The 23,937-nt window shown below is 37.5% G+C and carries 21 protein-coding genes; 18 read left to right on the top strand and 3 right to left on the bottom strand.

Annotated elements, in window-relative coordinates:
• The first annotated feature begins 1 nt into the window (after nucleotide 1).
• The 3 genes from obgE to pheA all read left to right on the top strand — a co-directional run bounded on the left by obgE (nucleotide 2) and on the right by pheA (nucleotide 2,868).
• Nucleotides 2-1,291 carry a GTPase ObgE gene (gene obgE, locus KD050_RS02705; protein WP_211894733.1) on the top strand — a complete coding sequence of 430 codons (1,290 nt, stop codon included), beginning with the start codon at nucleotides 2-4 and terminating at the stop codon, nucleotides 1,289-1,291.
• Nucleotides 1,292-1,309: 18 nt separating this feature from the next.
• Nucleotides 1,310-1,765, top strand: coding sequence for an ACT domain-containing protein (locus KD050_RS02700; RefSeq protein WP_211894732.1), 456 nt, complete (start codon nucleotides 1,310-1,312; stop codon nucleotides 1,763-1,765).
• Nucleotides 1,766-1,989: 224 nt separating this feature from the next.
• Complete coding sequence (gene pheA, locus KD050_RS02695) at nucleotides 1,990-2,868, top strand: prephenate dehydratase (RefSeq protein WP_211894731.1); 879 nt, start codon at nucleotides 1,990-1,992, stop codon at nucleotides 2,866-2,868.
• Between the two features lie 687 nt (nucleotides 2,869-3,555).
• Here pheA and KD050_RS02690 read toward each other — a convergent pair.
• On the bottom strand, nucleotides 3,556-4,086 hold the full coding sequence (locus tag KD050_RS02690) for a transcription repressor NadR (RefSeq protein ID WP_211894730.1): 531 nt from the start codon (nucleotides 4,084-4,086) through the stop codon (nucleotides 3,556-3,558).
• A 136-nt stretch (nucleotides 4,087-4,222) separates the two neighbouring features.
• Here KD050_RS02690 and safA point away from each other — a divergent pair, with 136 nt between their 5' ends.
• The 8 genes from safA (at nucleotide 4,223) to KD050_RS02650 (ending at nucleotide 10,963) form a co-directional block, all read left to right on the top strand.
• Nucleotides 4,223-5,017, top strand: coding sequence for a SafA/ExsA family spore coat assembly protein (gene safA, locus KD050_RS02685; protein ID WP_211894729.1), 795 nt, complete (start codon nucleotides 4,223-4,225; stop codon nucleotides 5,015-5,017).
• A gap of 3 nt (nucleotides 5,018-5,020) precedes the next feature.
• Nucleotides 5,021-5,869 carry a phosphotransferase gene (locus KD050_RS02680; protein WP_211894728.1) on the top strand — a complete coding sequence of 283 codons (849 nt, stop codon included), beginning with the start codon at nucleotides 5,021-5,023 and terminating at the stop codon, nucleotides 5,867-5,869.
• A 93-nt stretch (nucleotides 5,870-5,962) separates the two neighbouring features.
• A complete protein-coding gene (ruvA, locus tag KD050_RS02675; protein ID WP_211894727.1) occupies nucleotides 5,963-6,583 on the top strand; it encodes a Holliday junction branch migration protein RuvA in 621 nt (206 codons plus the stop codon).
• Between the two features lie 23 nt (nucleotides 6,584-6,606).
• A complete protein-coding gene (ruvB, locus tag KD050_RS02670; RefSeq protein WP_211894726.1) occupies nucleotides 6,607-7,617 on the top strand; it encodes a Holliday junction branch migration DNA helicase RuvB in 1,011 nt (336 codons plus the stop codon).
• A 17-nt stretch (nucleotides 7,618-7,634) separates the two neighbouring features.
• Nucleotides 7,635-8,675 (top strand): tRNA preQ1(34) S-adenosylmethionine ribosyltransferase-isomerase QueA, encoded by a 1,041-nt coding sequence (queA, locus tag KD050_RS02665; protein ID WP_211894725.1) that lies wholly within the window; start codon nucleotides 7,635-7,637, stop codon nucleotides 8,673-8,675.
• Complete coding sequence (gene tgt, locus KD050_RS02660) at nucleotides 8,676-9,815, top strand: tRNA guanosine(34) transglycosylase Tgt (RefSeq protein ID WP_211894724.1); 1,140 nt, start codon at nucleotides 8,676-8,678, stop codon at nucleotides 9,813-9,815.
• Between the two features lie 44 nt (nucleotides 9,816-9,859).
• On the top strand, nucleotides 9,860-10,126 hold the full coding sequence (yajC, locus tag KD050_RS02655) for a preprotein translocase subunit YajC (RefSeq protein WP_211894723.1): 267 nt from the start codon (nucleotides 9,860-9,862) through the stop codon (nucleotides 10,124-10,126).
• A gap of 198 nt (nucleotides 10,127-10,324) precedes the next feature.
• Complete coding sequence (locus tag KD050_RS02650) at nucleotides 10,325-10,963, top strand: DUF421 domain-containing protein (protein ID WP_211894722.1); 639 nt, start codon at nucleotides 10,325-10,327, stop codon at nucleotides 10,961-10,963.
• Between the two features lie 10 nt (nucleotides 10,964-10,973).
• Here KD050_RS02650 and KD050_RS02645 read toward each other — a convergent pair whose 3' ends face one another.
• Entirely contained in the window at nucleotides 10,974-12,500 is a 1,527-nt protein-coding gene (locus tag KD050_RS02645) for a putative polysaccharide biosynthesis protein (RefSeq protein ID WP_211894721.1), read from the bottom strand.
• A 92-nt stretch (nucleotides 12,501-12,592) separates the two neighbouring features.
• On the opposite strand from KD050_RS02645, the gene KD050_RS02640 reads away from it, so the two are divergent.
• The 7 genes from KD050_RS02640 (at nucleotide 12,593) to dtd (ending at nucleotide 21,498) form a co-directional block, all read left to right on the top strand.
• A complete protein-coding gene (locus tag KD050_RS02640; protein ID WP_211894720.1) occupies nucleotides 12,593-12,907 on the top strand; it encodes a post-transcriptional regulator in 315 nt (104 codons plus the stop codon).
• Between the two features lie 78 nt (nucleotides 12,908-12,985).
• Nucleotides 12,986-15,262, top strand: a complete 2,277-nt coding sequence (secDF, locus tag KD050_RS02635; RefSeq protein ID WP_211894719.1) for a protein translocase subunit SecDF — start codon at nucleotides 12,986-12,988, stop codon at nucleotides 15,260-15,262.
• 84 nt (nucleotides 15,263-15,346) lie between these two features.
• Complete coding sequence (locus KD050_RS02630; RefSeq protein ID WP_211894718.1) at nucleotides 15,347-15,697, top strand: LapA family protein; 351 nt, start codon at nucleotides 15,347-15,349, stop codon at nucleotides 15,695-15,697.
• 128 nt (nucleotides 15,698-15,825) lie between these two features.
• The gene (gene recJ / locus KD050_RS02625; RefSeq protein ID WP_211894717.1) at nucleotides 15,826-18,180 is read left to right on the top strand and encodes a single-stranded-DNA-specific exonuclease RecJ; all 2,355 of its coding nucleotides are present in this window, start codon (nucleotides 15,826-15,828) and stop codon (nucleotides 18,178-18,180) included.
• Complete coding sequence (locus KD050_RS02620; RefSeq protein ID WP_211894716.1) at nucleotides 18,171-18,683, top strand: adenine phosphoribosyltransferase; 513 nt, start codon at nucleotides 18,171-18,173, stop codon at nucleotides 18,681-18,683. The genes recJ and KD050_RS02620 overlap by 10 nt, the downstream gene beginning before the upstream one ends.
• A gap of 129 nt (nucleotides 18,684-18,812) precedes the next feature.
• Nucleotides 18,813-21,005 (top strand): RelA/SpoT family protein, encoded by a 2,193-nt coding sequence (locus KD050_RS02615; RefSeq protein ID WP_211894715.1) that lies wholly within the window; start codon nucleotides 18,813-18,815, stop codon nucleotides 21,003-21,005.
• A gap of 55 nt (nucleotides 21,006-21,060) precedes the next feature.
• Nucleotides 21,061-21,498, top strand: a complete 438-nt coding sequence (dtd, locus tag KD050_RS02610) for a D-aminoacyl-tRNA deacylase (RefSeq protein WP_211894714.1) — start codon at nucleotides 21,061-21,063, stop codon at nucleotides 21,496-21,498.
• Nucleotides 21,499-22,301: 803 nt separating this feature from the next.
• Here the strand turns inward: dtd and KD050_RS02605 are convergent.
• Entirely contained in the window at nucleotides 22,302-23,852 is a 1,551-nt protein-coding gene (locus KD050_RS02605) for an N-acetylmuramoyl-L-alanine amidase family protein (protein ID WP_211894713.1), read from the bottom strand.
• Nucleotides 23,853-23,937: the final 85 nt, after the last annotated feature.

Here is a 23,937-nt window from a genome sequence, read left to right as displayed (position 1 = left end):
AATGTTTGTTGATCACGTGAAAGTATATGTCAAAGGTGGCGACGGCGGAGATGGTATGGTTGGATTCCGTCGTGAGAAGTATGTTCCTTTAGGAGGTCCTGCAGGTGGGGACGGAGGAAATGGTGGCGACGTTATCTTCGAAGTAGAAGAAGGTCTACGTACATTAATGGATTTCCGCTATAAGCGAATTTTTAAAGCGGATAGAGGAGTTCATGGTGGTAGTAAGAATATGCATGGTGCCAATGCCGACGATTTAATCATTAAAGTTCCGCCGGGTACAGTTGTTAAAAATGAAGAAACTGGGGAAGTAATTGCTGATTTAGTTGAGCATGGTCAAAAAGCTGTAATTGCAAGAGGTGGTCGTGGTGGTAGAGGGAACTCTCGTTTCGCAACGCCTGCAAATCCGGCTCCAGAGCTTTCTGAAAAAGGAGAGCCAGGTTTCGAGTTGAATGTTGAGTTAGAGCTAAAAGTTCTAGCTGACGTCGGTTTAGTTGGATTCCCAAGCGTTGGAAAATCAACGCTACTCTCAGTTGTATCAGCAGCTAAGCCTAAAATTGCTCCATACCATTTTACTACAATTGTACCAAACCTAGGAATGGTGGAAACAGAAGATCATCGCAGCTTTGCGATGGCGGATCTACCAGGACTAATCGAAGGTGCACATGAAGGAGTAGGGCTTGGTCATCAATTCTTACGTCATATTGAACGTACGCGTGTAATCGTACATGTCATCGATATGTCTGGTATGGAAGGTCGCGATCCTTACGAGGATTATTTAACAATTAATGAAGAACTAAAACAATACAATCTTCGTTTGACGGAAAGACCACAAATTATTGTAGCCAATAAAATGGATATGCCAGATTCCGAAGAAAACTTAAAAGAATTTAAAGAAAAAGTCGGATCAGATTTAAAAGTATTCCCGATTTCAGCAATTTCTCGTCAGGGTTTACAAGAGTTATTATTTGCTGTAGCAGACATGTTAGAGGTTGCACCAGAATTCCCATTAGAGGAATTAGTGGAAGAAGAAACAGAAACCTCTGTTATGTACAAGTATCAAGCTAAACCAGACGACTTCACTATTTCAAGAGATGACGATGGGGCATTCGTACTTTCTGGTGGATCAGTAGAGAGATTATTTAAAATGACTGACTTCAGTAGAGAAGACTCTATCCGTAGATTCTCTAGACAACTACGCGGAATGGGAATTGATGATGCCCTACGTCAACGTGGAGCTAAAGATGGGGATACAGTACGATTATTGAAATTTGAATTTGAGTTTATCGAATAGAAGAAAGTAGGGAACCGCATGAAAGATGTGACAAGCCAGAGATTTTTTTTAGTACGGGAGGACGTGCTGACAGAGGCAATGCAAAAAACCTTGGAAGCAAAACACCTCCTGCAATCTGGGAAGGTAACTTCGATTTGGGATGCAGTAAAAGAGGTAGATTTATCTCGAAGTGCTTTTTATAAATATCGTGATGCGGTTTTTCCATTCCATTCGATCGTTCAAGAACGAATTTTAACTGTCTTTCTACAATTAGAAGATAGAGAAGGAACACTTGCTAGGCTATTGCAATTGGTGGCTGACTCTACATGTAATGTGTTGACAATCCATCAAACGATACCGATTCAAGGAAGAGCTAGTGTAACATTATCACTTGATGTAACAGCGATGAACAAGGAATTAGATGAATTTATAAATGAAATGAAGCGACTGGACTTTGTCGAATCTGCAGAAGTAATCAGCTCTGGCGCTTTATAAGAGAAGCGCCAGCGACTATAGATGGGTACAGTCTAAGTACGCGTCGTCCTGGTGCTCCTGCGCAAAGCTCGTCGCAAATTAAAAATATTTTGCAACGACTGTATGACCTGCCTCCGACATGCAAATGTTCTTTCCCCAAAGAAGTCGTTCTTGTATTCATTGGGGTTAGGTTAATTGACACCGAGGGGGAGGGCGCTGGAGCTAACCAATAAAGGAGGCTTTTTATGACAACCAAACAAGTTGCTTTTCTAGGGCCAGAAGCTTCTTTTACACATTTAGCGGCGAAATCATTATTTCAACAAGATTTGTTAGTGCCAATTCGTACTATACCTGAATGTATTGAAGCTGTTGCTACTGGAGAAGTAGATATAGCGGTAGTTCCTCTGGAAAATGCATTAGAGGGCACAGTTCCGTTAACGATAGATTATTTATTCCATGAGGCAGAGCTTTACGTAATTGCAGAGCTTCTATCTCCAATCGAGCAGCATTTGATGGTCCATCCAAGTAATGCGGAACGATGGGAAGAAATGACAACCGTATACTCCCATCCACATGCTTTGGCGCAATGCCACAAATATTTGTATTACCGATTTGGAAAAGTACCATTAGAACAATCATCTTCAACCGCAGCGGCAGCAAAATACGTTTCTGAAAACGAAGATTTATGTATCGCCGCGATTGGAAATACTTCAGCCGCATCGGAATATGGTTTGAAAATTGTTGAACAAAATATACATGATTTTCATTTTAATCACACACGCTTTTTTGTGATTTCTAAAAAGAATCATTGTATCGATCGAGATGGTCATACAGACCAAGTGAAAACAACGGTAATGATCACATTACCTAAAGATGATCGCTCTGGAGCCTTACATCAGGTGCTTTCTGTATTTGCATGGAGACAGCTCAATTTAAGTAAAATTGAGTCTAGACCATTAAAAACAGGTTTAGGGCAATATTTCTTTATCATGGATGTTCTAGAAGACGAAAAAAAGCCAATGATGATCGGTGCATTAGAAGAGTTAAAGGCTCTTGGCTGTGGCGTAAAATCATTAGGCTCGTATTATACATACGAAACAAAAAACGAAGCAATCCGTTCATAAATGGATTCGCTTCGTTTTTTTATTAACAGTGTAAATGAAAAAGTACTATAAGCATTGGGTACGGGGTACTTGAAAGAATGAAAATGCTACTGATTTCCGTTTCACGTGGACGCTTTCCGCGGGCGAGGCCGAGCCTCCTCGGGCGGCGCTACGCTTCTTCCCTCCGGGGTCTCGACTTTCTCGCTTATTCCGCTGGAGTCGCCAGCTTCCACTGCAATCAATTAAGTGAGTAGTACCCAACAAGAAGATTTAGCATAGCCTACCGCTAAGATAATAATAGTAGTCAAAGTTAATATAGTGATAAAACCGTCTGCTGAATTTGAGATACTATTCTGTTATGAGGATGAAGAAAGTATATTTTCTTTTATACTACTAGTGGAAATAAAAAGAAATAGTAAGTGTTCTCTAAATAAAGAAGAGAAATAGCGAACGAAATTGCATCTTCGAGAGCTTCCTCTATTTATAAGAAAGGATCTTATCTCTAGTTATTCAAAAATGCATTAACCTGCTTCTAAGAGTTGTAGGAGGGTGACGGACATACCAACGTCATAAGATTACCGAAAAAAGAAAGGCTGGTCGTGACTCCAGTCATGACCAACATTTCAAAAAAATCACTCGGTAATCATATAGCAAAAGTTCTGTTCAAAGCCCTTCGAAAACGATAGAACCAGGTTTTGAACTTAAAAATTATCCTTCCATCAAATAACCTTTTTCTCTAATTGCACTGATAGCTCTATTTAAAATTTCTTCGGTTGGTGCGGACAATAAATGCAAATGAATTCCGGCAGTAAGCTCCAATAAAAATGGAGCGTCCGTATCTCGCACTTTCTTTAAAAACATTTCTACGTCATGTCGATTAGAGACCATGATAGAGGAAGTGATTTCCCCGTAAACAGGGTGTTCAATGGTAACGTTCTCTACAGTGACCCCAGCATCAACAAAAGCTAATAGCTCATCCTCTGAATGAATGGATTGATGATTGCATGCTACTCGTCTTTGAACATATGGGGTGCTTTCTTTATCAGGTAGTACAATATAGCCTTGACTAGTAGACATTATAGGGGCATTAGTTGCTTTTAATAATGTTATATCATTTACAATCACCTGTCTGCTGACATTGGTGAGCTTTGCTAACTCTGTGCCTGTCACAGGTGCATGTTGTTCCTTTAAATAGGAAAAAATCCAATTTCTACGGTCCTCACCTTTTAACTTTTTCATGATTAACCCCTCCGAACTTGCATAATGACTTGGTTCCTATTCATAAGTTTATCATGAAGGGATGGTTGTTTGTTTAAAATCTGTGACCAATTTAAGGTGTTACACATAATTTAAAGGAGAAGGAAGGAGGAAGGCAGTGCAAACTCATATTGTTGTAAAAGGGGACACTCTGTGGAAAATTTCCAGAAATTATGGTGTTTCTTTTGAGGAATTAAAGAAAGTTAATGCCCATCTCGCTAATCCGGAATATATCGTGCCGGGTATGAAGATTTTTATTCCAAATTCAAAAAAAATGGAATCGACAACACATCCATACAGTGATAATCGACCAGTAAAGAAAGAAATGGTCAAAAAAGAAATGATGAAAAAGGAGGAAGTGAAAATTTCTGATAAAACGAAGATGCAACAAGTACCACCAGTAGTGCCAGTAGTGCCGATGCCGCAACCGATGCAACCAGTGGCTCCTACGTATCAACAGCCACAACAACCCAAGGCACAACCACCAAAGCAACAACAAAAGCCGCAAACCCAGCCATCCTATACATTCCCAATTCAAATGATGCCTGTCCCTGACATTGATATGACCCCGTCTCCCCAAGGCTGGAGATTGATGGAGTCTACGTCTATTCACATTCATAACCATATTGAGAATTATGATATAAACGTTGATAAAACACCAGCACCGCAACCAACACCGCCGCCTGTCCAACCAATACCTATTCAACCAACACCACAGCTAACAAGCCCGATATCGGAAGAAGCTTCACCTATGTTCGAAGCTTCACCTACATTCCCGACAATGTATCCGTGCCCACCATTTCAACAATTTCCATACATGCATCACCAAGCAGACTACGGAGGATTTCCTTGTGTACAGATATGTTATGTTCCTGTATACCCATGTCCTCCCTATCCCTATCATCATTATTAAAACGTGAGTACGTATATTCGGCAGATTAAGAAAAATGTATGGAAATGGAAAAATGAAAACGGCGTATTTTCAGTAAAAAAATATCCGACCATTGAACAGGCAGAAAAAATTCGTCTTATTCATAAAGAGCTAGAATCCATCGACAAACCATTTATACTTCCAATTATTGAATCGACACAAGAGGATTTTATAATCCAACCATGGTATAAAGGGACGCATACGGTTTCCTATCGTTTGAAAGAAGACAGAAAAGCAATCTATTCTCTCCTAAATCAAATTCATGATACCAATCGCATAGTTGACTGGGAAGACAGTAATTTATTTTATTCTTTTAATCTTATCTCTAAATGGCAGAACAGGAAATGGAAGATGAATGAAATCTCATTTTTCATCGAGTCACATATAGGATGTAATCAGACAAAACTACTATTGCTTTGTGGTGATGTTGCATTACGAAATATGAAACCATTTAATATGGAAAAACGTACCTTACTGCATGGAGATGTTGTTCATCATAATTTTTTATCAGATAGTTCCGATTATAAAATAATTGATTTTGATTTGGCTGTGATAGGTCCAAGAGAAATGGAAAATATATTATGGATGCATCGGGTCCTTCCGGAATTAGACTATGATATTCTGTTGCTTCTCCAAGAATTTCCGCATCTTGAAAAAGTGGTTCGACGATATAAGGAAGCGATGATGTATCCAAATGAGCTATACCGTGAATGGTTGTACGCGTATTCATTACCCGATGAGCGTAAACAGAAATTTATCGATCAGTTAATACCTTATACGAATAAAGCACTAACAGAATGGCCTAATTTATGCTATACTTTAAGTAAACTATAATCGTTCTATTTAGGAGTTGGTCGCTCGGGATTTGAGCGGCCTTCTTTGTTTGTTATGCTATAATAACAGTATGAATTGTGAGGGATTTAAAGGATGTATGATTACATAAAAGGACAAGTAACTCGGGTCACACCAGAGTATGTGGTAGTAGAACAGCAGGGAATAGGTTATCAACTCTTTACACCAAATCCATTCGCCTTCAGAAAAAGTGAGGAAATGGTCCAAGTATATACGCACTTTCATGTCCGAGAGGATGCAGAGCAGCTAATGGGATTTCCCAGCCTTGCGCAGAGGGAATTATTTCGTAAGCTCATTTTAGTTTCAGGTATTGGCCCAAAGGGTGCTTTGGCTATATTAGCTAGTGGAGAGCCTACACACGTCATTCAAGCAATCGAAAGGGAAGATGAAACATTTTTAGTGAAATTCCCTGGAGTAGGAAAGAAAACTGCTCGCCAAATGATATTAGATTTAAAAGGAAAATTAAATGATTTAATAGATTTTGAACAGCTAGAATTCGAAGATGATGAACCTAACTTATTCGATAATGGGGAAGCTGATCATGAACTAGAAGAAGCAATGCTCGCGTTAACAGCATTAGGATATTCGGAAAGAGAATTAGCTAAAATTCGCCCACTACTTAAAGCTGAGGCTGGACTTCAAACAACCGATCAATTTATGAAGAAAGCTTTACAATTATTATTTTCAGGTAAATAAACAAAAGAAAGGAGATTCTAAGTATGGATGAACGTGTCATTTCAAGCGAAATTTCCAATTTTGACGAACCTTTCGAGCAATCACTTCGTCCTCAGTTTCTTCAGCAATATATTGGGCAAGATAAAATTAAACATAATTTAGAAATTTTTATCGAAGCAGCTAAAATGAGAAGTGAAAGTTTAGATCACTGTCTTTTATACGGACCTCCTGGACTTGGTAAAACTACACTAGCTGCTGTAATTGCAAATGAAATGGACGTACAAATTCGAATGACAAGTGGTCCAGCTATCGAGCGTCCCGGTGATTTAGCGGCAATTGTTAGTTCTTTGGAGCCTGGAGATGTATTATTCATAGACGAAATTCATCGGTTGAATCGATCCATCGAGGAGGTTCTTTATCCTGCAATGGAGGACTTTTGCTTGGATATCGTTGTAGGAAAAGGACCTGCCGCTAGAAGTGTGCGTCTTGACTTACCACCATTTACCTTAATAGGTGCCACTACTAGAGCTGGTGCATTATCTGCACCTTTACGTGATCGTTTTGGAGTCTTGCTGCGGCTAGATTACTATGATGAAGATGCATTAACCTCGATTGTTGTTCGAAGTGCAGAGTTGTTTAATGCATCCATTGACCATGAATCTGCTGGAGAGATCGCTAGAAGGTCGAGAGGTACTCCCCGTATCGCTAACCGCTTGTTAAAAAGAGTACGAGACTATGCACAGGTTCGCGGAAATGGGCATATCTCGGTTAATATTGCTAAAGAGGCATTGGAGCTGCTTCAAGTAGATCCTCGTGGATTAGATCATATTGACCATAAACTAATTATGTCCATGATTGAACGATTTAGAGGTGGTCCTGTCGGCTTAGATACCATTGCAGCAAGTATTGGAGAAGAGTCTGCTACGATTGAAGATGTATATGAACCGTACCTACTACAAATTGGTTTTATCCAACGTTCCCCTAGAGGAAGAATTGTTACACCACTTGCTTATGAACATTTCGGGATTTCATTGCCAGTGGAAAGAAATGAATAAAAAAGGATGTCCTATATATGAGAGTAGAAGATTTTGATTTTGAATTACCGGAAGAACTAATCGCCCAAACACCACTTTTGGACAGAACGAGCAGTAAGCTATTAATAGCTGATTTTGAAAAACAGTCGTATACACACACTCACTTCAAGGGAATACTAGACGAATTAAATGAAGGAGATTGCCTTGTGTTGAACGATACGAAGGTAATGCCTGCTCGTTTGATGGGTATGAAAGAAGAAACTGGAGCCAATGTAGAAGTTCTTTTATTGACACAAATAGAAGGGGATCAGTGGGAGACACTTGTGAAACCTGCAAAACGAGTCAAAATAGGCACAGAAATTACATTTGGTGAAGGATTGTTGAAGGCTGTCTGTACAGGTATAAAAGATCATGGTGGGCGAATTTTTCGTTTTGAATATGCGGGAGTATTTTTTGAAGTATTAGACCAATTAGGAGAAATGCCGCTTCCCCCATATATTCATGAAAAACTGGAAAATAAAGATCGATATCAAACAGTCTATGCAAAAGAGCAAGGTTCTGCAGCGGCTCCAACAGCCGGGCTACATTTCACAGATGCATTATTAGACGACATTCGACTAAAAGGTGTTAAAATAACGTTTGTGACATTACATGTTGGACTTGGAACTTTCCGCCCCGTTAGTGTAGATTCTATTGATGATCATGAAATGCATTCTGAGTTTTATCGGATTACACAGGAAACAGCAGATATTATTAACCAGGTGAAAGCCTCGGGAGGAAAAGTTGTTGCAGTTGGAACTACCTCTACAAGAACATTGGAAACAGTGGCAACAAAATTTGATGGACAACTTCAAGCAGACAGTGGTTGGACTTCGATATTTATATATCCAGGTTATGAATTTAAGTGTATAGATGGAATGATTACAAATTTCCATTTACCTAAATCTACCTTAGTAATGCTTGTTAGTGCACTTACTTCTAGAGAGTTTATACTCCGTGCCTATAAAGAAGCAGTTGACTTAAAGTATCGCTTTTTCAGTTTTGGAGATGCAATGTTTATAAAAGGAAGGAATTATTAAATGACAGCAATTACGTATGAACTTATAAAAAAAGACAAACAAACGGGTGCTCGATTAGGTGTTGTACACACACCTCATGGATCTTTTGAAACACCTGCATTTATGCCAGTAGGTACACAAGCAACTGTAAAAACAATGGCTCCAGAAGAGATCAAAGAGATGAATGCTGGTATAATTCTTAGCAATACCTATCATTTATGGCTTCGTCCAGGAAACGAAATTATTCGTGAAGCAGGCGGACTTCATAAATTTATGAACTGGGATCGTGCAATTCTTACAGATTCTGGAGGATTCCAAGTATTTAGTTTGAGTGATATGCGTAAAATTGAAGAGGAAGGTGTTCATTTTCGTAATCACCTCAACGGGGATAAATTATTCCTAAGTCCTGAAAAGTCGATGGAAATTCAAAATGATTTAGGCTCTGATATTATGATGGCATTTGATGAATGTCCACCTTATCCCGCATCTTTTGAATATATGAAAGCGTCTGTAGAACGTACATCGCGTTGGGCAGAGCGTTGTTTAACCGCTCATACAAATACAGATAAACAAGGGCTATTTGGAATCATCCAAGGTGGAGAATTTGAAGAATTACGCCGTCAATCTGCACAGGATTTAGTTTCTCTTGATTTTCCTGGATATGCAATTGGAGGATTATCTGTTGGTGAACCAAAAGATGTGATGAATCGTGTACTTGATTTTACAACACCAATGATGCCTGAAAATAAGCCTCGTTATTTAATGGGAGTTGGTTCACCTGACTCATTAATAGATGGTGCTATTCGAGGTGTAGACATGTTTGACTGTGTATTACCAACACGTATTGCACGCAATGGTACATTCTTTACTCATCAAGGTCGTCTAGTTATTAAAGGCGCTAAGTTCGCTCGCGATTTTGGACCTATCGATGAAAAATGCGATTGTTACACATGTAAAAATTATTCACGTGCATATATTCGCCACTTATTCAAAGCGGATGAAACATTTGGTTTACGTCTAGCGTCTTACCATAACCTGCATTTCCTAATGAAATTAATGGAAAATGTAAGACAAGCAATACGTGAAGATCGTCTACTTGATTTTAAAGAAGAATTTTTTGAAGAATATGGGTATAACAAACCAAATGCAAAAAACTTCTGATTCTTGTATACTAGGTAAAGAGATAAAAGGGGGGAAATAAATACATGGATACATTAGTAGGTTTGTTGCCAATTATTGCTATGTTCGCAGTAATGTGGTTCTTCATTATTCGACCAGCACAAAAGCGCCAAAAAAACACAGCTCAAATGCAAAACAATATTAAACGTGGCGACGATATCATCACTGTAGGCGGGTTACACGCTAAGGTAGATGCAGTAGATGATCAAACTATCTTCGTTACCGTTGCAGATGGCACTCGTTTACAATTCGAGCGCGTAGCAGTAGGACGAGTAGTGTCAGAAACTAAGTAATAATGAAATGTGAAAGCGCCTATGAAAAGTCTTTGAACATTTGCGACTCAGATAGGCGCTGGAACAAACTACATAACTTCGTAGTACACTAATTAGATCCGAGACTGATTATCTAAACTAAGATACATAAGAAAAAGAACTTATTCATTTTATGAGTAAGTTCTTTTTCTTTGGGCAAGGTAATTATGAGGTGATTATGTGCAAGATTTACTCATAATTATGATTCGGACATTTATTTTGTATTGGTTTATTTTGTTAATTCTTCGTCTGATGGGGAAAAGAGAAGTCGGCGAGCTAAGTATTTTCGACTTAGTTGTCTTTCTTTTGATAGCGGAGGTCGCAGCATTTTCATTGGACGATCCTCACAGTAGCTTTATCCATGCAATTGTTCCAGTGATTATATTGTTTCTCATTCAGATTGGAGTATCCTACTTTTCTTTAAAAAGCAAAAAGTTTCGTGATGTGATGGAAGGCGAGCCTTCTATACTAATCAGAAATGGGATTATCATTGAAAGAGAGATGAGAAAACAACGTTATAATTTAGATGACCTGCTTCAACAACTACGAGAACAACAGATTGGTTCGATTCAGTCTGTCTCCTATGCTTTTTTGGAGCCATCAGGGAACTTATCTGTCTTTAAAAAAGAAGGAGAACAATACGTTTTTCCTCTCATCATCGATGGCGATATACAACAAAGACATCTAGAGCACATTGGTAAAAATGAAAAGTGGTTGATACAAGAACTAGAGCAAAAGCAAATCATGAACTATAAAAAAATATTTTACTGTAGCTATGAAAACGAAGTACTATATATTCAGCTAAAGACTTCTTTTTAGCAGTGATTTCTCAAAATCTGTTTTTAGATGTTTTTGCAATCTTGAAAATGACGCTTAGCTCTTTTCGTTTAATCTGTCTAAAAAGTACTAAAGCAACTGTTAAATATAGCATAGTCAATAGACAATCAATTAGTAAAGGACGACTTCCAATAGAAAGTATTAATGGTCTTGAGATGATAGTTAATAAAAAGACAGCATAAGGAATTACAAAGAATGAGAAGCCAATTTGTGCTTCTTTTTTTTCCTTTAAAGAAGCGATATGTAAAAAAGAAGTAATCAATACTCCAAATCCAATCGCAACAATAGCACCTTTTTCTTGAATAGTTGCTTGAGAAGCAAGGAAAAATAGTAGCAATAGTTTTCCTACACCACCATATAGGGAATTGAGAAAGGCAGCTTTTGAATTATTTAAGGCCTGCAAAATAGAAAACAAAGGGCTTTGGATATAATAAAAGAAAAAAATAGGCGACAGAATTTTCATATAAACCGTTGCATTCTCTACATGAAATAGCTTTTCTACTAGCTCACCACCATGTAGGTAAAACAGTGTAGCTGCATAACAGCCCGTTAACGTGGAGAATTTTAGAGAAAGGTGAATTCTTTCTTTTAATAGCTTGAAATTTTTCCGTGCAAATGCATCACTAACTGCTGGTATTAGGACAATAGAAAGTGCGTATGGGATGAAAGATGGGAACAATAACAAAGGAACTAAAACACCTGAAATAACTCCATAAAGTGTAGTAGCTGCAACGGCAGTAATTCCTGTAATAGCTAAAGCCTTGATAAAGATAATCGGCTCCAAAAACCATGTGAAGGATCCGAAAAGTCGACTTCCTGAAGACGGTAATGCAATTGCGAAAAGTGGAGAAAGTGGATATCCTTTTGATGTTTTGTTATAAGTTTGTTTTGCTTTCCATCTGTCATACTTCCATTTTAAGTATAGTAGTGCTACAAGTTCAGCGATTAGAGCTAAGACCATCGCATATGCAGCGGCTTCTTGTGGAGTAGCAGCAGTTAAAAAGAAAGGAAGTAGAAAACTTATTAAAATAATGCGAACGATTTGCTCCATTAATTGTGCAACTGCTGTTTCTTCTAATCGTGCTATTCCTTGGAAAAAACCTTTCAATATTCCTCCAGCTGCAGCAATTGGAACGATTGCGATAGATACATATAATGTCATAGTGATTGCATCATTTTTTAATAGACTACCTGAAATATATGGAGTTACAAAGATAAAAAGTGGCGTGAAAAGTAAGATGGAAACAACCGTAACGATAACAGAGGTTCGCATAACTGAGAAATAGTCCGATGTCGCACTTCTTGCGCGTAGTTCCGCAATAATTTTAGCCATTGCAATTGGAATACCAAGTTGTACCAAAGAAAGAAAAAAGATAAAAGCTGGATAGGCAGTCATATATATCCCAACTGTTTCTTCACCAGTTAAGCGAACAAACTGCATACGATAAATAAACCCTAAAAACTTAGATAAAAAAATTGAAATCATTAACAAAATAGACCCTTTTAAAAATGTTGACAACTAAACACTTCCTTCTCAAATACAGGAACTTCGTATACAATAACAATATGCATATTGCTTGGTACATTATTCTTTAAAAGAGGTGCGATATTATGGAAAATAATTATGAAGCTATTTTTACGCACGTACTACCAGCTATAGAAAGTAAGAGAAATGAGTTTGTCGTTTATCAATACAATACGGTTACGGAAAAGGACATTTGGAAATTTTGTGTGACCAAAAAATGGAGAAAAAAAGATATAGCTTCCTTGCCTTTATATCAAATCATTAATGATATTCTCACCATTTCTCCAGCAGAATTTATGACGTTTGAACAAATTGAAAATCAACGAACATCTAATTGGTTTTCTGAAATTAATCAAGATGAGTTGCAATTGTTATTAAACCCTGGTTTCGAAGAAAAATAAGTGCATGGTTATTTGACAGTGAGAGCAACGTGTTTCATAATAAACTTGTTGCTTTTTTTTTGAGGAGGAAATCTACATATGAAAACTAGAGGACGCATAGTTGCGTTTTTATTGCTACTCGTTATTTTTGCAGGTACAATCAGTCCCACAGTTACAGGCGTATTGAACAATATTAAACTCGGTCTAGATCTTCAAGGTGGTTTTGAGGTTCTTTATCAAGTAAATGAATTAAAGGATGGGCAAGAAATAACGGAAGATGTTGTGGCGGATACTGCTTCAGCACTTACGAGTCGTATTGACGTATTAGGTGTAAGTGAACCTAGTATTCAAATTGAAGATGGCAACCGAATTCGAGTACAACTTGCTGGTGTGGATGATCAGAGTTCTGCCAGAGAGTTACTTTCTACACAAGCGAATTTAACATTCCGAGATTCCAATGATAATATAATGCTAGACGGGATGGACTTGAAGGAAAGTGGAGCTAAGGCAGCTTTTGATCAACAAGGACAACCTATCGTTACATTAGAATTAAAAGATGCAAATAAATTTGCAGAAATTACTTCAGAAATAGCTGCTAAACCAGCACCGGACAATGTTCTAGTTATTTGGTTAGACTTTGAAGAAGGTGTGGATTCATACAAAGAGGAAGCATTGAAGCCTGTTGAAGAACAAAAATTCACTTCAGCTCCACGAGTTTCTCAGCGTATAAACTCAGATAGCGTAGAAATTTCCGGTGCATTTACAGTTGATGAAACAAAACATTTATCGGGAATTTTAAATGCAGGTGCTCTTCCAGTTGAATTAGAAGAAATATACTCTACCTCAGTAGGTGCACAATTTGGGGAAGAAGCATTAAAGAGTACTATTTTAGCTAGTATTATTGGTATTGCGGCAATTTTCATCTTTATGATTGGATATTATCGTTTACCTGGTGTTATTGCGGTTTTATCTTTAGTGGTATATATTTTCTTAATCTTAGTTATTTTTGATTGGATTAATGGTGTATTAACACTTCCAGGAATCGCGGCAATTGTTCTAGGGGTAGGTATGGCAGTAGATGCAAATATCCTAACCTATGAGCGAGTGAGAGAAGAATTACGTGTTGGTAAATCAGTGAAGAAAGCATTTGATGCAGGAGCGAAAGAATCCTTTACTGCAATTTTCGATGCAAATATTACAACATTATTAGCAGCGGCGGTATTATTCTTCTTCGGTACAAGTTCTGTAAAAGGATTTGCTACACTGTTAATCATAAGTATATTAGTTATTTTCATCACAGCAGTATGGGCTTCGCGTATTTTACTTGGGCTACTTGTTCATAGTGGTTACTTCGATAATAAACCAGGTTGGTTTGGTATTCCGAAGAAAAGAATGCACGCTCCAGAAGAAGAGGTAGATACTCTTGACTTAACAACAAAATTCGATCGTTTTGATTTTGTTCATAGTCGTAAAATCTTCTATATTGCTTCTATCACACTGACGATTGCGGGAATTATTATCTTGAGTGTGTTCAAGTTGAATCTAGGTATTGATTTTTCTTCTGGAACACGTGTTCAAATAGAGTCTACTCAGCCGTTAACTCAAGCAATTGTTACTGAGAAAATCGAAAGCATTGGATTGCCTTCAGATGACATAGTAATTTCTGGAGAAAACGGGAATAGTGCAGTAGTCAGATACAAAGATGACTTTACACAAGAAGAAGTTAAAACACTAAAAACAGAAATGACTGAACAATTTGGTGTTGAACCTGCAGTAAGCACCGTTTCTGATACTGTAGGAAAAGAGCTTGTGAAAAATGCATTAAAAGCATTAATGTTTGCTGCTCTTGGAATAGTTATTTATGTTGCTTTCCGTTTCGAATGGAGAATGGGTCTTGCATCAATCGTTTCGCTGCTACATGATGCATTCTTAATGGTTACCGTATTTAGTATTCTACGGTTAGAAGTAGATATTACGTTTATCGCAGCAGTATTAACGATTGTCGGTTACTCTATAAATGATACGATTGTAACATTTGACCGTATTCGAGAAAACCTACATCGTAGTGCTAAGATTACATCAGAAGATGAACTGGCAACGATTGTAAATAAATCACTACGACAAACATTAGGTCGTTCTGTCAATACAGTTCTTACCGTTATTTTAGTAGTTGTAGCTCTATTGTTATTTGGAGCAGAAGGAATTCGTAACTTCTCTATCGCTTTATTAATCGGGTTATTAGCCGGAACGTATTCTTCCATTTACATTGCAGCACAAATTTGGTTTGATTTGAAAGTGAAAGAAATGCGTAAAAATGGTGGTATTGAAGTGAAAAAAGAAGAGAAAAAATGGGGTTCTGATGAGCCAGTCGTTTAATGTTTAAGTATAATATGGAGCAGGGTATAACAACATATACTCTGTTCCATTTTTTTCTATACTAATAAGAAAAGGAGTGACATGATGAAATTTCAATGGTCATTATTATTTGGTTTGCTATTCGCTATTATTATCGCTTTATTTGCTATTTACAATGTAGATACTGTTCCAGTTAATTATGTGTTTGGAACAGCACAATGGCCACTTATCCTTGTTATCTTGGGCTCAGCACTATTAGGGGCACTACTAAGTGGTTCTGTAGCAATTTATCGGTCATTTATGTTATCCCGGAAAGTTAAACACTTGGAGAAAGAGCTTGAAAAGAAAGAGGCTACCATTGGTGTTTTACAAAATGAGGTAGTTGCGTATAAAGAAAAACCAGTAGAATTTTTTGATAAGCCAGTAACAGTAAAAGATGAGAATTCAACTATTTAAGGACGAAACCTTTTGACATTGTCAGAAGGTTTTTTATTGGGAGAGAGGAAAGTGTACTAGGAAAAACTGGTTTTTAACAACGTTTCAACTTATGTTAAGGTATAATAGATTACAAGGAAGTGAATAAAATGATTCAATCTCAAAAAAAATGGCAAGTTTCAAGGCCTAATATACAAGTAGTAGAAATGCTAGAAAAAGAGCTTTCAATTCCGAGAGTTTGTGCAAAAGTATTGGCATCTAGAGGATTTGAGCATGTAGAGGATGCGAAATCATTTTTAAATGTAACGGAACAACAACTACATAATCCTTTTTTACTTCCAGGCATGGAAGCGTTAGTTTCTCAGGTGCATCAATCAGTTGATGCAGGAGAACGTATTATGGTTTACGGAGATTACGATGCGGACGGTATTACGAGCACAACTATCATGGTTAAGACTCTAGAGTCACTAGGTGCTGATGTCATCTATAAGATTCCAAATAGATTTATAGATGGCTATGGACCAAGTGAACGTTTGTTTCAAGAAGCCTATGATGAAGGCGTGAAACTAATCATTACTGTTGACAACGGTATTTCTGGTTTAAAACCTATTGAGTTTGCGAAGGGGTTAGGGATGGGCGTAATTGTGACAGACCACCATGAACCTGGTGAGAGTTTGCCAATGGCTGATATTATTATTCACCCAGGCTTAAAAGATACAACCTATCCATTTCCATATTTAGCAGGAGTAGGTGTGGCGTTTAAAGTAGCTCATGCATTACTTGGGGAAATTCCAAAGGAGTTCTTTTACTTAGTTGCGATTGGTACAATAGCGGATCTTGTTTCATTGACAGGGGAGAATCGTTATTTAGTCCAACAAGGGTTAAAACAAATGCAACATACAGATTCTGTAGCGATAGAGGCATTAGCAAACGTTAGCGGAGTAGAGCTACGTTCAATCGATGAAGAGACGGTTGGATTTATGTTTGGTCCACGGATTAATGCGGTAGGAAGACTAGGAGAAGCAGCACCTGGTGTAGATTTGTTCTTGACAGAAAATCCTAACCAAGCACTGGCATTGGCAAATATGCTCAATGAAAAAAATAAAGAGCGTCAAGCAATCGTCAAGCAAATTACAGATGAAGCAATGGAGCAACTAGAGCAATTTCCACCCGGGGAGGGACCAAGTGTCATTGTAGTAGGGAAGGTAGGCTGGAATCCAGGTGTGCTAGGTATTGTTGCTTCTAAGCTAGTCGAAAAATACTATAGACCTGCTATTGTATTAGGTTTTGATGAAGAAAAAAATATTGCAAAAGGTTCCGCTCGCAGTATCGAGGGATTCCATATGTATAAAGAGCTTGCAGAGAACCAAGATATTGTCCCTCATTTTGGTGGACATCCTATGGCTGCAGGTATGACATTGGCTTTAGAAAATGTAGATGAGTTTCGTGTTAGACTCAATGAACAAGCCAAAACAAGTTTAACAGAAGAACAGTTGATACCTATTGTATCTATTGATGTGCCGCTTGAGATGGATGAAATATCTACAGATTCCATTGAATCCCTAAAAAAACTAGCTCCGTTTGGTATGGACTTTGCAAAACCAGTTTACTGCATTGAAAATGTAGAGGTTTCGAGCGTTCGAAAAATTGGCTCTGCGCAAAATCATTTGAAAATGGAATTGAAACAAGGTGCTGTCTTATTAGATGCGATAGGATTTGGAAAAGGGCAACTAGCAGACGAGATAGCCCCAACAACCCAACTATCTTTTATTGGAGATTTACAGATCAATGAATGGAATGGACGTAAAAAGCCACAGTTAATGATACAGGATATAAAAACAGATGAATGGCAGCTTTTTGATATTAGAGGAATCCGACAAGTAAATCGTTGGAAATCACTTATTCCTGAAAAAGATACAGTATATGTTGCTTTTAATGAAATGACGATTAAGCATTTCAGTTCTACAATCGACAATAAAATCTATTTGATGAGTGAATTGGTAGAACAGTCTATCCAAGCACAATATGTTGTACTATTGGATTTACCTGGAGACGAGCAATCTCTGATTAAATTAATGCAATATCATTCTTGGAAACGGATATACGCACACTTTTATACGAATGAATCTTCCTATTTTGAGGGATTACCGACGAGAGATCAATTTAAATGGTATTTCTCTTTCCTAGCAAAAAGAAAAACATTTGCATTGAAACAGCATATTCACGAATTATCTAAGCATACCGGTTGGAGTCCAAATACATTTAATTTTATGTCGAAGGTGTTTTTTGAACTAAGTTTTGTTAGAATAGACAATGGGATGTTGGTGCTTAATGAAAGTCCAGCAAAAAAAGATTTATCTGAGGCACCATCATATAAGCATAGAGAGAAACAGATGGAACTTGAACAAAGATTATTATACGCCCCGTATATAGAGTTGAAACAATGGTTTGAAGAGCGAAAAGCAGTACAAACCGTTCCTGAGGAGGAGCAAATATGGATTTAAAGCAATATGTAACAACAGTAGAAAATTGGCCAAAACCAGGTATAAGTTTTAAAGATATTACAACAATTATGGATAATGGCGAAGCATATAAGTATGCGACAGACCAAATTGTAGAATATGCAAAAAAAGTTGATGCTGAACTTATTGTAGGACCAGAAGCACGTGGATTTATCACTGGATGTCCGGTTGCTTATGCACTTGGAATTGGTTTTGCACCAGTACGTAAAGAAGGCAAGCTTCCTCGTGAAGTGGTTCGTGCTGAATACGGCTTAGAGTATGGTAAAGATGTTTTAACAATGCACAAAGACGCTGTTAAACCAGGACAACGTGTGTTAATCGTCGATGATCTTTTAGCGACAGGTGGCACTATTGATGCTACTATTCGATTAGTAGAAGAAATGGGTGGAGTAGTGGTAGGTTGTGCATTCTTAATAGAACTTACATACTTAGAAGGACGCAACAAATTAGAAAACTATGATATTTGCACACTGATGCAATATTGATCATTGTGTGAATAAATGCTTGTAATTAGCAAGCTTATTTAGGGTGGACTTTACAAGTCCCTCTTTTTTTTTATACAATGTAGTTTATATACTATTTTAGAAATATAAAATGAAATCAGGTGAGTTGGCATGGCTAAAGATCAAGTGAAGACGGCAGAAGATGTGTTTGAAACACTCTCTACTTATATGAATGAGGAACATGTGAACTTTGTGAAAAAAGCCTATGAACTAGCAGAGCATGCACATAGAGAACAATTCCGAAATTCGGGTGAACCTTATATTCTACATCCTATTCAAGTAGCTGGTATTCTTGCTGATCTTCAAATGGATCCAGAAACCGTTGCTGCTGGTTTTTTACATGATGTCGTAGAAGATACAGAATATACCCGTGAAGATATAGTTAAGCAATTTAACGAGGAAGTAGCTCTGTTAGTAGAAGGAGTTACTAAACTAGGTAAGATTAAGTACATGTCAAAAGAAGAACAGCAAGCGGAAAACCATCGGAAAATGTTTATAGCAATGGCGCAGGATATACGTATTATTCTTATTAAGCTCGCGGACCGCTTACATAATATGCGTACATTAAAACATCTACCAGAAGAAAAACAACGTAGAATCTCCAATGAGACATTAGAAATATTTGCACCACTTGCTCATCGACTAGGTATCTCTGCTGTCAAATGGGAGTTAGAAGATACTGCATTACGATACTTAAACCCTCAACAATATTATCGAATTGTTAATTTTATGAAGAAAAAACGTACAGAACGTGAATCCTATTTAAATAATGTAATGGAAGATATACGAAAACAGTTAGTTGAAATGGAAGTTGAAGCTGATATCTCTGGTCGTCCTAAGCATATTTATAGTATTTATCGTAAAATGGTCGTCCAGAACAAACAATTTAACGAAATTTATGATTTACTGGCAATGCGAATCATAGTAGACAGCATTAAAGATTGTTATGCCGTCCTAGGTGTCATTCATACGCTTTGGAAACCGATGCCTGGTCGTTTCAAAGATTATATAGCCATGCCTAAACAAAATCTATATCAATCGCTGCATACAACTGTTATAGGTCCAAATGGAGAGCCTTTAGAGGTTCAAATTCGCACGGAAGAAATGCATAATATTGCAGAATTCGGTGTCGCTGCACACTGGGCTTATAAGGAAGGTAAAAAAGTAGAAGCGGATAAAAAAACGATTGATTCTCAACTGAATTGGTTTAGAGAAATTTTAGAATATCAGCATGAATCTTCGAATGCAGAAGAGTTTATGGAATCCTTAAAATTCGATCTATTTTCCGATATGGTCTATGTTTTCACGCCTAAAGGAGATGTGGTAGAACTTCCGGCAAGCTCTGTTCCAATAGATTTTGCTTACCGGGTACATTCAGAAGTTGGCAATAAAACAATTGGTGCAAAAGTTAATGGTAAAATGGTTCCACTTGATACGAAACTAAAAACAGGCGATATCATTGAAGTGCTGACTTCCAAACAATCATTTGGTCCTAGTAGAGACTGGATTAAAATAGCTCAATCATCTCAAGCAAAAAATAAAATCAAACAGTTCTTTAAGAAACAGTTGCGTGATGAGAATGTTATTAAAGGAAAAGAACAAATAGAGAAAGAAATTAAGTCACAAGACTTTGATATAAAAGAAGTATTAACTACTGAAAATATTAAGCGTGTATGTGATAAGTATGCATTTACAGGAGAAGAAGACTTATATGCAGCTGTAGGCTTTAATGGCATTACCGCGCAGCAAGTGGTGAATCGCTTAGCAGAAAAAATGCGGAAGATTCGAGATCAGGAAGAAGCATTAGAGAAAATAACAACCGAAATGCAGACTCCAATAGTCAACAAAACTACAGAATCAGGCGTGTTCGTTAAGGGAATTGAGAATATGCTCATCCGCTTATCGCGTTGCTGTAGCCCTGTTCCAGGTGATGATATAGTTGGATTTATCACAAAAGGACGTGGAGTATCAGTCCATCGATCAGATTGTCCAAATGTACGCAACGATGTCACAAATTCTCGGATCATTGAAGTAGAATGGGTAAAATATGATTCTCCAACTAAAAAAGAGTACCAAGTGGATATAGAAGTATCCGCATATGATCGATCGGGCTTGTTGAATGAAGTTTTACAAGTAGTAAATGAATCTAAAACTAATATCGCTGCTGTAACCGGTAAATCAGAAAATGATATTGCTATCATTCATTTAACTATTCTAATTTCAAACACTGCTCACCTAAACAGGATAGCAGATCGTATAAAGCAATTGCCGGATATATATTCTGTACAACGAATTATAAATTAAAGTGCTGTTATTATAAAAAATTAGCAGTGCCTTAGTAAAAAGGAGTTTTCTTTTCATGAAAGTATTGCTTCAAAGATGTAAAAATGCAAGTGTGACAGTGGATGGACAAGTCACTGGAAAGATAGACAACGGCTATTTATTGTTAGTTGGTATTACTACAACGGATACCGAAAAAGAAATAAATTATCTAGTGGAAAAAGTTGTTGGACTACGCTTATTTGAGGATACGGATGGTAAAATGAATCACTCCATCGAACAAGTTCGGGGAAGTATTTTGTCCGTATCTCAATTTACTTTATATGCCGATACTAGAAAAGGCAGAAGACCTAGCTTTACCGATGCGGCGAGACCAGATATTGCAAAACCTTTATGGGAACTCTTCAATGAGAAACTACAAGCAAAAGGTCTGCAAGTAGAAACTGGCGTATTTGGTGCTATGATGGACGTCACGTTTACGAACGATGGTCCAGTCACGATTATGTTAGAAGCTTAACTAAAAAAGTTGTATAAATTACTCTAATTGAGAGTAATTTGTACAACTTTTTTTAAAGAGAGCAATATTACTACAGATTTCCGTTTCAGGCGGACGCTTTCCGCGGGGTGAGCGATGAGCTATCACCGTAGCTCACTCATCCCGCTGGAGTCTCCGCCTTTCACTCCAATCAATAATTTGGGTAGTACTCAAGAATAAATTTAGAACCATCCTATCGCTAAGATTAAGTATTAGTTTTAGTAATTGTAGTGAACCATCCTGTGCTATGAACCAAGTGTTCCTAGTATTTTAAGAGTAGGTTCTATTAAATATTCTTGCAGATTTTCGTTTTAGGCGGACACTTTCCGCGGGGTGAGCATGAGCTATCACCGTAGCTCACGCGTCCGTTGTGATAGCTCATCTGTCTCACTCATCCCGCTGGAGTTGCCGCCTTTCACTCCAATAAATAAAGTGAGTAGTACTGAACATTAGGATTTAGTCCAATGTAGGTTTATTTTAAAATATTGGAGTTACAAAGAATAGTTAGTTTTTACCCAATAAAGAAGAAGGGGAGCGAACAAAATTGTATCTTCTGGCGCTTTTCCGATGGGTAGGAAAGAGTTTTCTTCTCTTCTTCCAAAAAGCAGTACTAATCCAGTACCTAAAGTTGAAAAAAGGCGACGGACAGATAAATACCGTAAGATTTCCGAAAAATGAGAGGCTGGTCGTGACGTCAGTCACGACCAGCCTCTCTAAAATTATATTGCAACCAGTCTGTACAAAGCCGTCTGAAAACGATAGAAACAGATTTTGACCTTTTATGATTAATCTAATTGAGCATCAAAATAATTTATAATCCCATTATAAATACCATGAGTAGCTTGTTCTCGATAGTTTTGAGTAGTTACATTCCGTTCTTCAGAAGGATTACTTAGATAACCCAACTCTATTAAAATAGCATTCTGTTTATTCTCTCGTAATACCAAATAATCCCCTGGTTGAGTGCCTCTATCTTTTAAAGAAATCATTTCACCAAGCCCACTATGGACATACTTAGCCAATTCTTTTTGGTAATTATGCATATAGTAGGTTGTGAAGCCTCTTACCGAGCTATTATCGATTGCGTCATAGTGTAAGCTTATGAATGCATCAGCATCGACTTGGTGCCCAATGGAGACGCGTTTTCGAAGGTCTACATATTCGTCCGATTCTCTAGTCAAAATTACATTAGCACCAGCTGCTTGTAATTTGGATGAAAGTAATTCTGATGTTATTAAAGTAATATCTTTTTCATCTGTTCCAAGTGCACCAGTCGTGCCACGGTCATTTCCACCATGCCCTGCGTCGATGACAATAGTTAATCCTTTTAAGGTACCCTTTTTACGTGTAACATCCTTTTTCTCCTCTTTTTCACCTTCGTGTTTTTCCTCTGATTGCTCAATTACATTAGATGCTGTGGATGAAGATGAAACTAACCAACTAGCTACATAAGCTGTTTGTCCATTATCTAAGATAATTTTATACCAATCATTTGTCTTTTCTGCTACTGAAAATGTAGTTCCAGCGTCAGCTCTTGAGACTACTTCACTACTCGTTGTGCTATCAGAGCGAAGGTTTGTCCCATTGTATAGAATAGTAATGGTTCCTTTTGTTTCTGCAGATTCAATACTTTCAGAAGTTGCAGAGAAGGTTCCATAAAAGCTATACAACCATCCTTTTTCTCCATTTTCAAGTTCTACTTGCACCCAATTATGATCAGAGTCAACAACTGAAAATTGATCTCCCTTATTAACCAGTCCTATTTTTTTGGAAGTTAAATCTGCTTTTGAGCGAACATTTAGTGCATCGACGGATACTTCAAATACACTTTCAGTAGTGTTCGTATCTTTGCTTACAGTTTGGTCGGTCACAGTGATATAGGTTTGATTGACCCAACCTTTTCGACCTTGAAAGTCTATTTCAATCCAATCATCTTGAGATTTGTAGGCAATTGTAGAATCACCCTCTTGTAATTGACCTATCACTGCGGAAGAGGTATTAGGTTCCGTTCGAACATTCAATCGATTTACTTTCGATACAATCTGCTTGTTTGTCAACTCAAGCGATTCTTTTGTTGTGTACCAGCTAGCTACCCAACCAGTGGAACTCCCAAAATTAACCTGAAGCCAATCATTTTCCTTGCCGATTACGTCTAATTTGTCATTTTTTGTAACAGCACCGATCGTATCATATGTAAGGCCTGGACCTGATCGTACTTTTAAAGAAGCAACATTTACGGTCACTTCATTCTCCTGTGCATCTACTTGCAAGTATGGTATAAGGAAACATGCACATAAAAAAATAATAGTCATTTTATGTATTATTTTAGCGTTCATTGAATCACTCCTATCCCTATTGTAAATAGTCTGATAAAAAAATTCTACCTTTTCTTCAAAAGGGTTGACTTATTTGTCTTACGTC

Source organism: Psychrobacillus sp. INOP01, from assembly GCF_018140925.1.
Classification (GTDB): domain Bacteria; phylum Bacillota; class Bacilli; order Bacillales_A; family Planococcaceae; genus Psychrobacillus.
Note: the sequence above shows the minus strand (reverse complement) of the source record. Positions and strands in the feature narration are given on the sequence as shown.

Coding starts and splice junctions, on each gene's coding strand:
- obgE (WP_211894733.1), top strand. CDS start 2: ATGTTTGTTGATCACGTGAAAGTATATGTCAAAGGTGGCGACGGCGGA.
- KD050_RS02700 (WP_211894732.1), top strand. CDS start 1,310: ATGAAAGATGTGACAAGCCAGAGATTTTTTTTAGTACGGGAGGACGTG.
- pheA (WP_211894731.1), top strand. CDS start 1,990: ATGACAACCAAACAAGTTGCTTTTCTAGGGCCAGAAGCTTCTTTTACA.
- KD050_RS02690 (WP_211894730.1), bottom strand. CDS start 4,086: ATGAAAAAGTTAAAAGGTGAGGACCGTAGAAATTGGATTTTTTCCTAT.
- ruvA (WP_211894727.1), top strand. CDS start 5,963: ATGTATGATTACATAAAAGGACAAGTAACTCGGGTCACACCAGAGTAT.
- ruvB (WP_211894726.1), top strand. CDS start 6,607: ATGGATGAACGTGTCATTTCAAGCGAAATTTCCAATTTTGACGAACCT.
- queA (WP_211894725.1), top strand. CDS start 7,635: ATGAGAGTAGAAGATTTTGATTTTGAATTACCGGAAGAACTAATCGCC.
- tgt (WP_211894724.1), top strand. CDS start 8,676: ATGACAGCAATTACGTATGAACTTATAAAAAAAGACAAACAAACGGGT.
- yajC (WP_211894723.1), top strand. CDS start 9,860: ATGGATACATTAGTAGGTTTGTTGCCAATTATTGCTATGTTCGCAGTA.
- KD050_RS02640 (WP_211894720.1), top strand. CDS start 12,593: ATGGAAAATAATTATGAAGCTATTTTTACGCACGTACTACCAGCTATA.
- secDF (WP_211894719.1), top strand. CDS start 12,986: ATGAAAACTAGAGGACGCATAGTTGCGTTTTTATTGCTACTCGTTATT.
- KD050_RS02630 (WP_211894718.1), top strand. CDS start 15,347: ATGAAATTTCAATGGTCATTATTATTTGGTTTGCTATTCGCTATTATT.
- recJ (WP_211894717.1), top strand. CDS start 15,826: ATGATTCAATCTCAAAAAAAATGGCAAGTTTCAAGGCCTAATATACAA.
- KD050_RS02620 (WP_211894716.1), top strand. CDS start 18,171: ATGGATTTAAAGCAATATGTAACAACAGTAGAAAATTGGCCAAAACCA.
- KD050_RS02615 (WP_211894715.1), top strand. CDS start 18,813: ATGGCTAAAGATCAAGTGAAGACGGCAGAAGATGTGTTTGAAACACTC.
- dtd (WP_211894714.1), top strand. CDS start 21,061: ATGAAAGTATTGCTTCAAAGATGTAAAAATGCAAGTGTGACAGTGGAT.
- KD050_RS02605 (WP_211894713.1), bottom strand. CDS start 23,852: ATGAACGCTAAAATAATACATAAAATGACTATTATTTTTTTATGTGCA.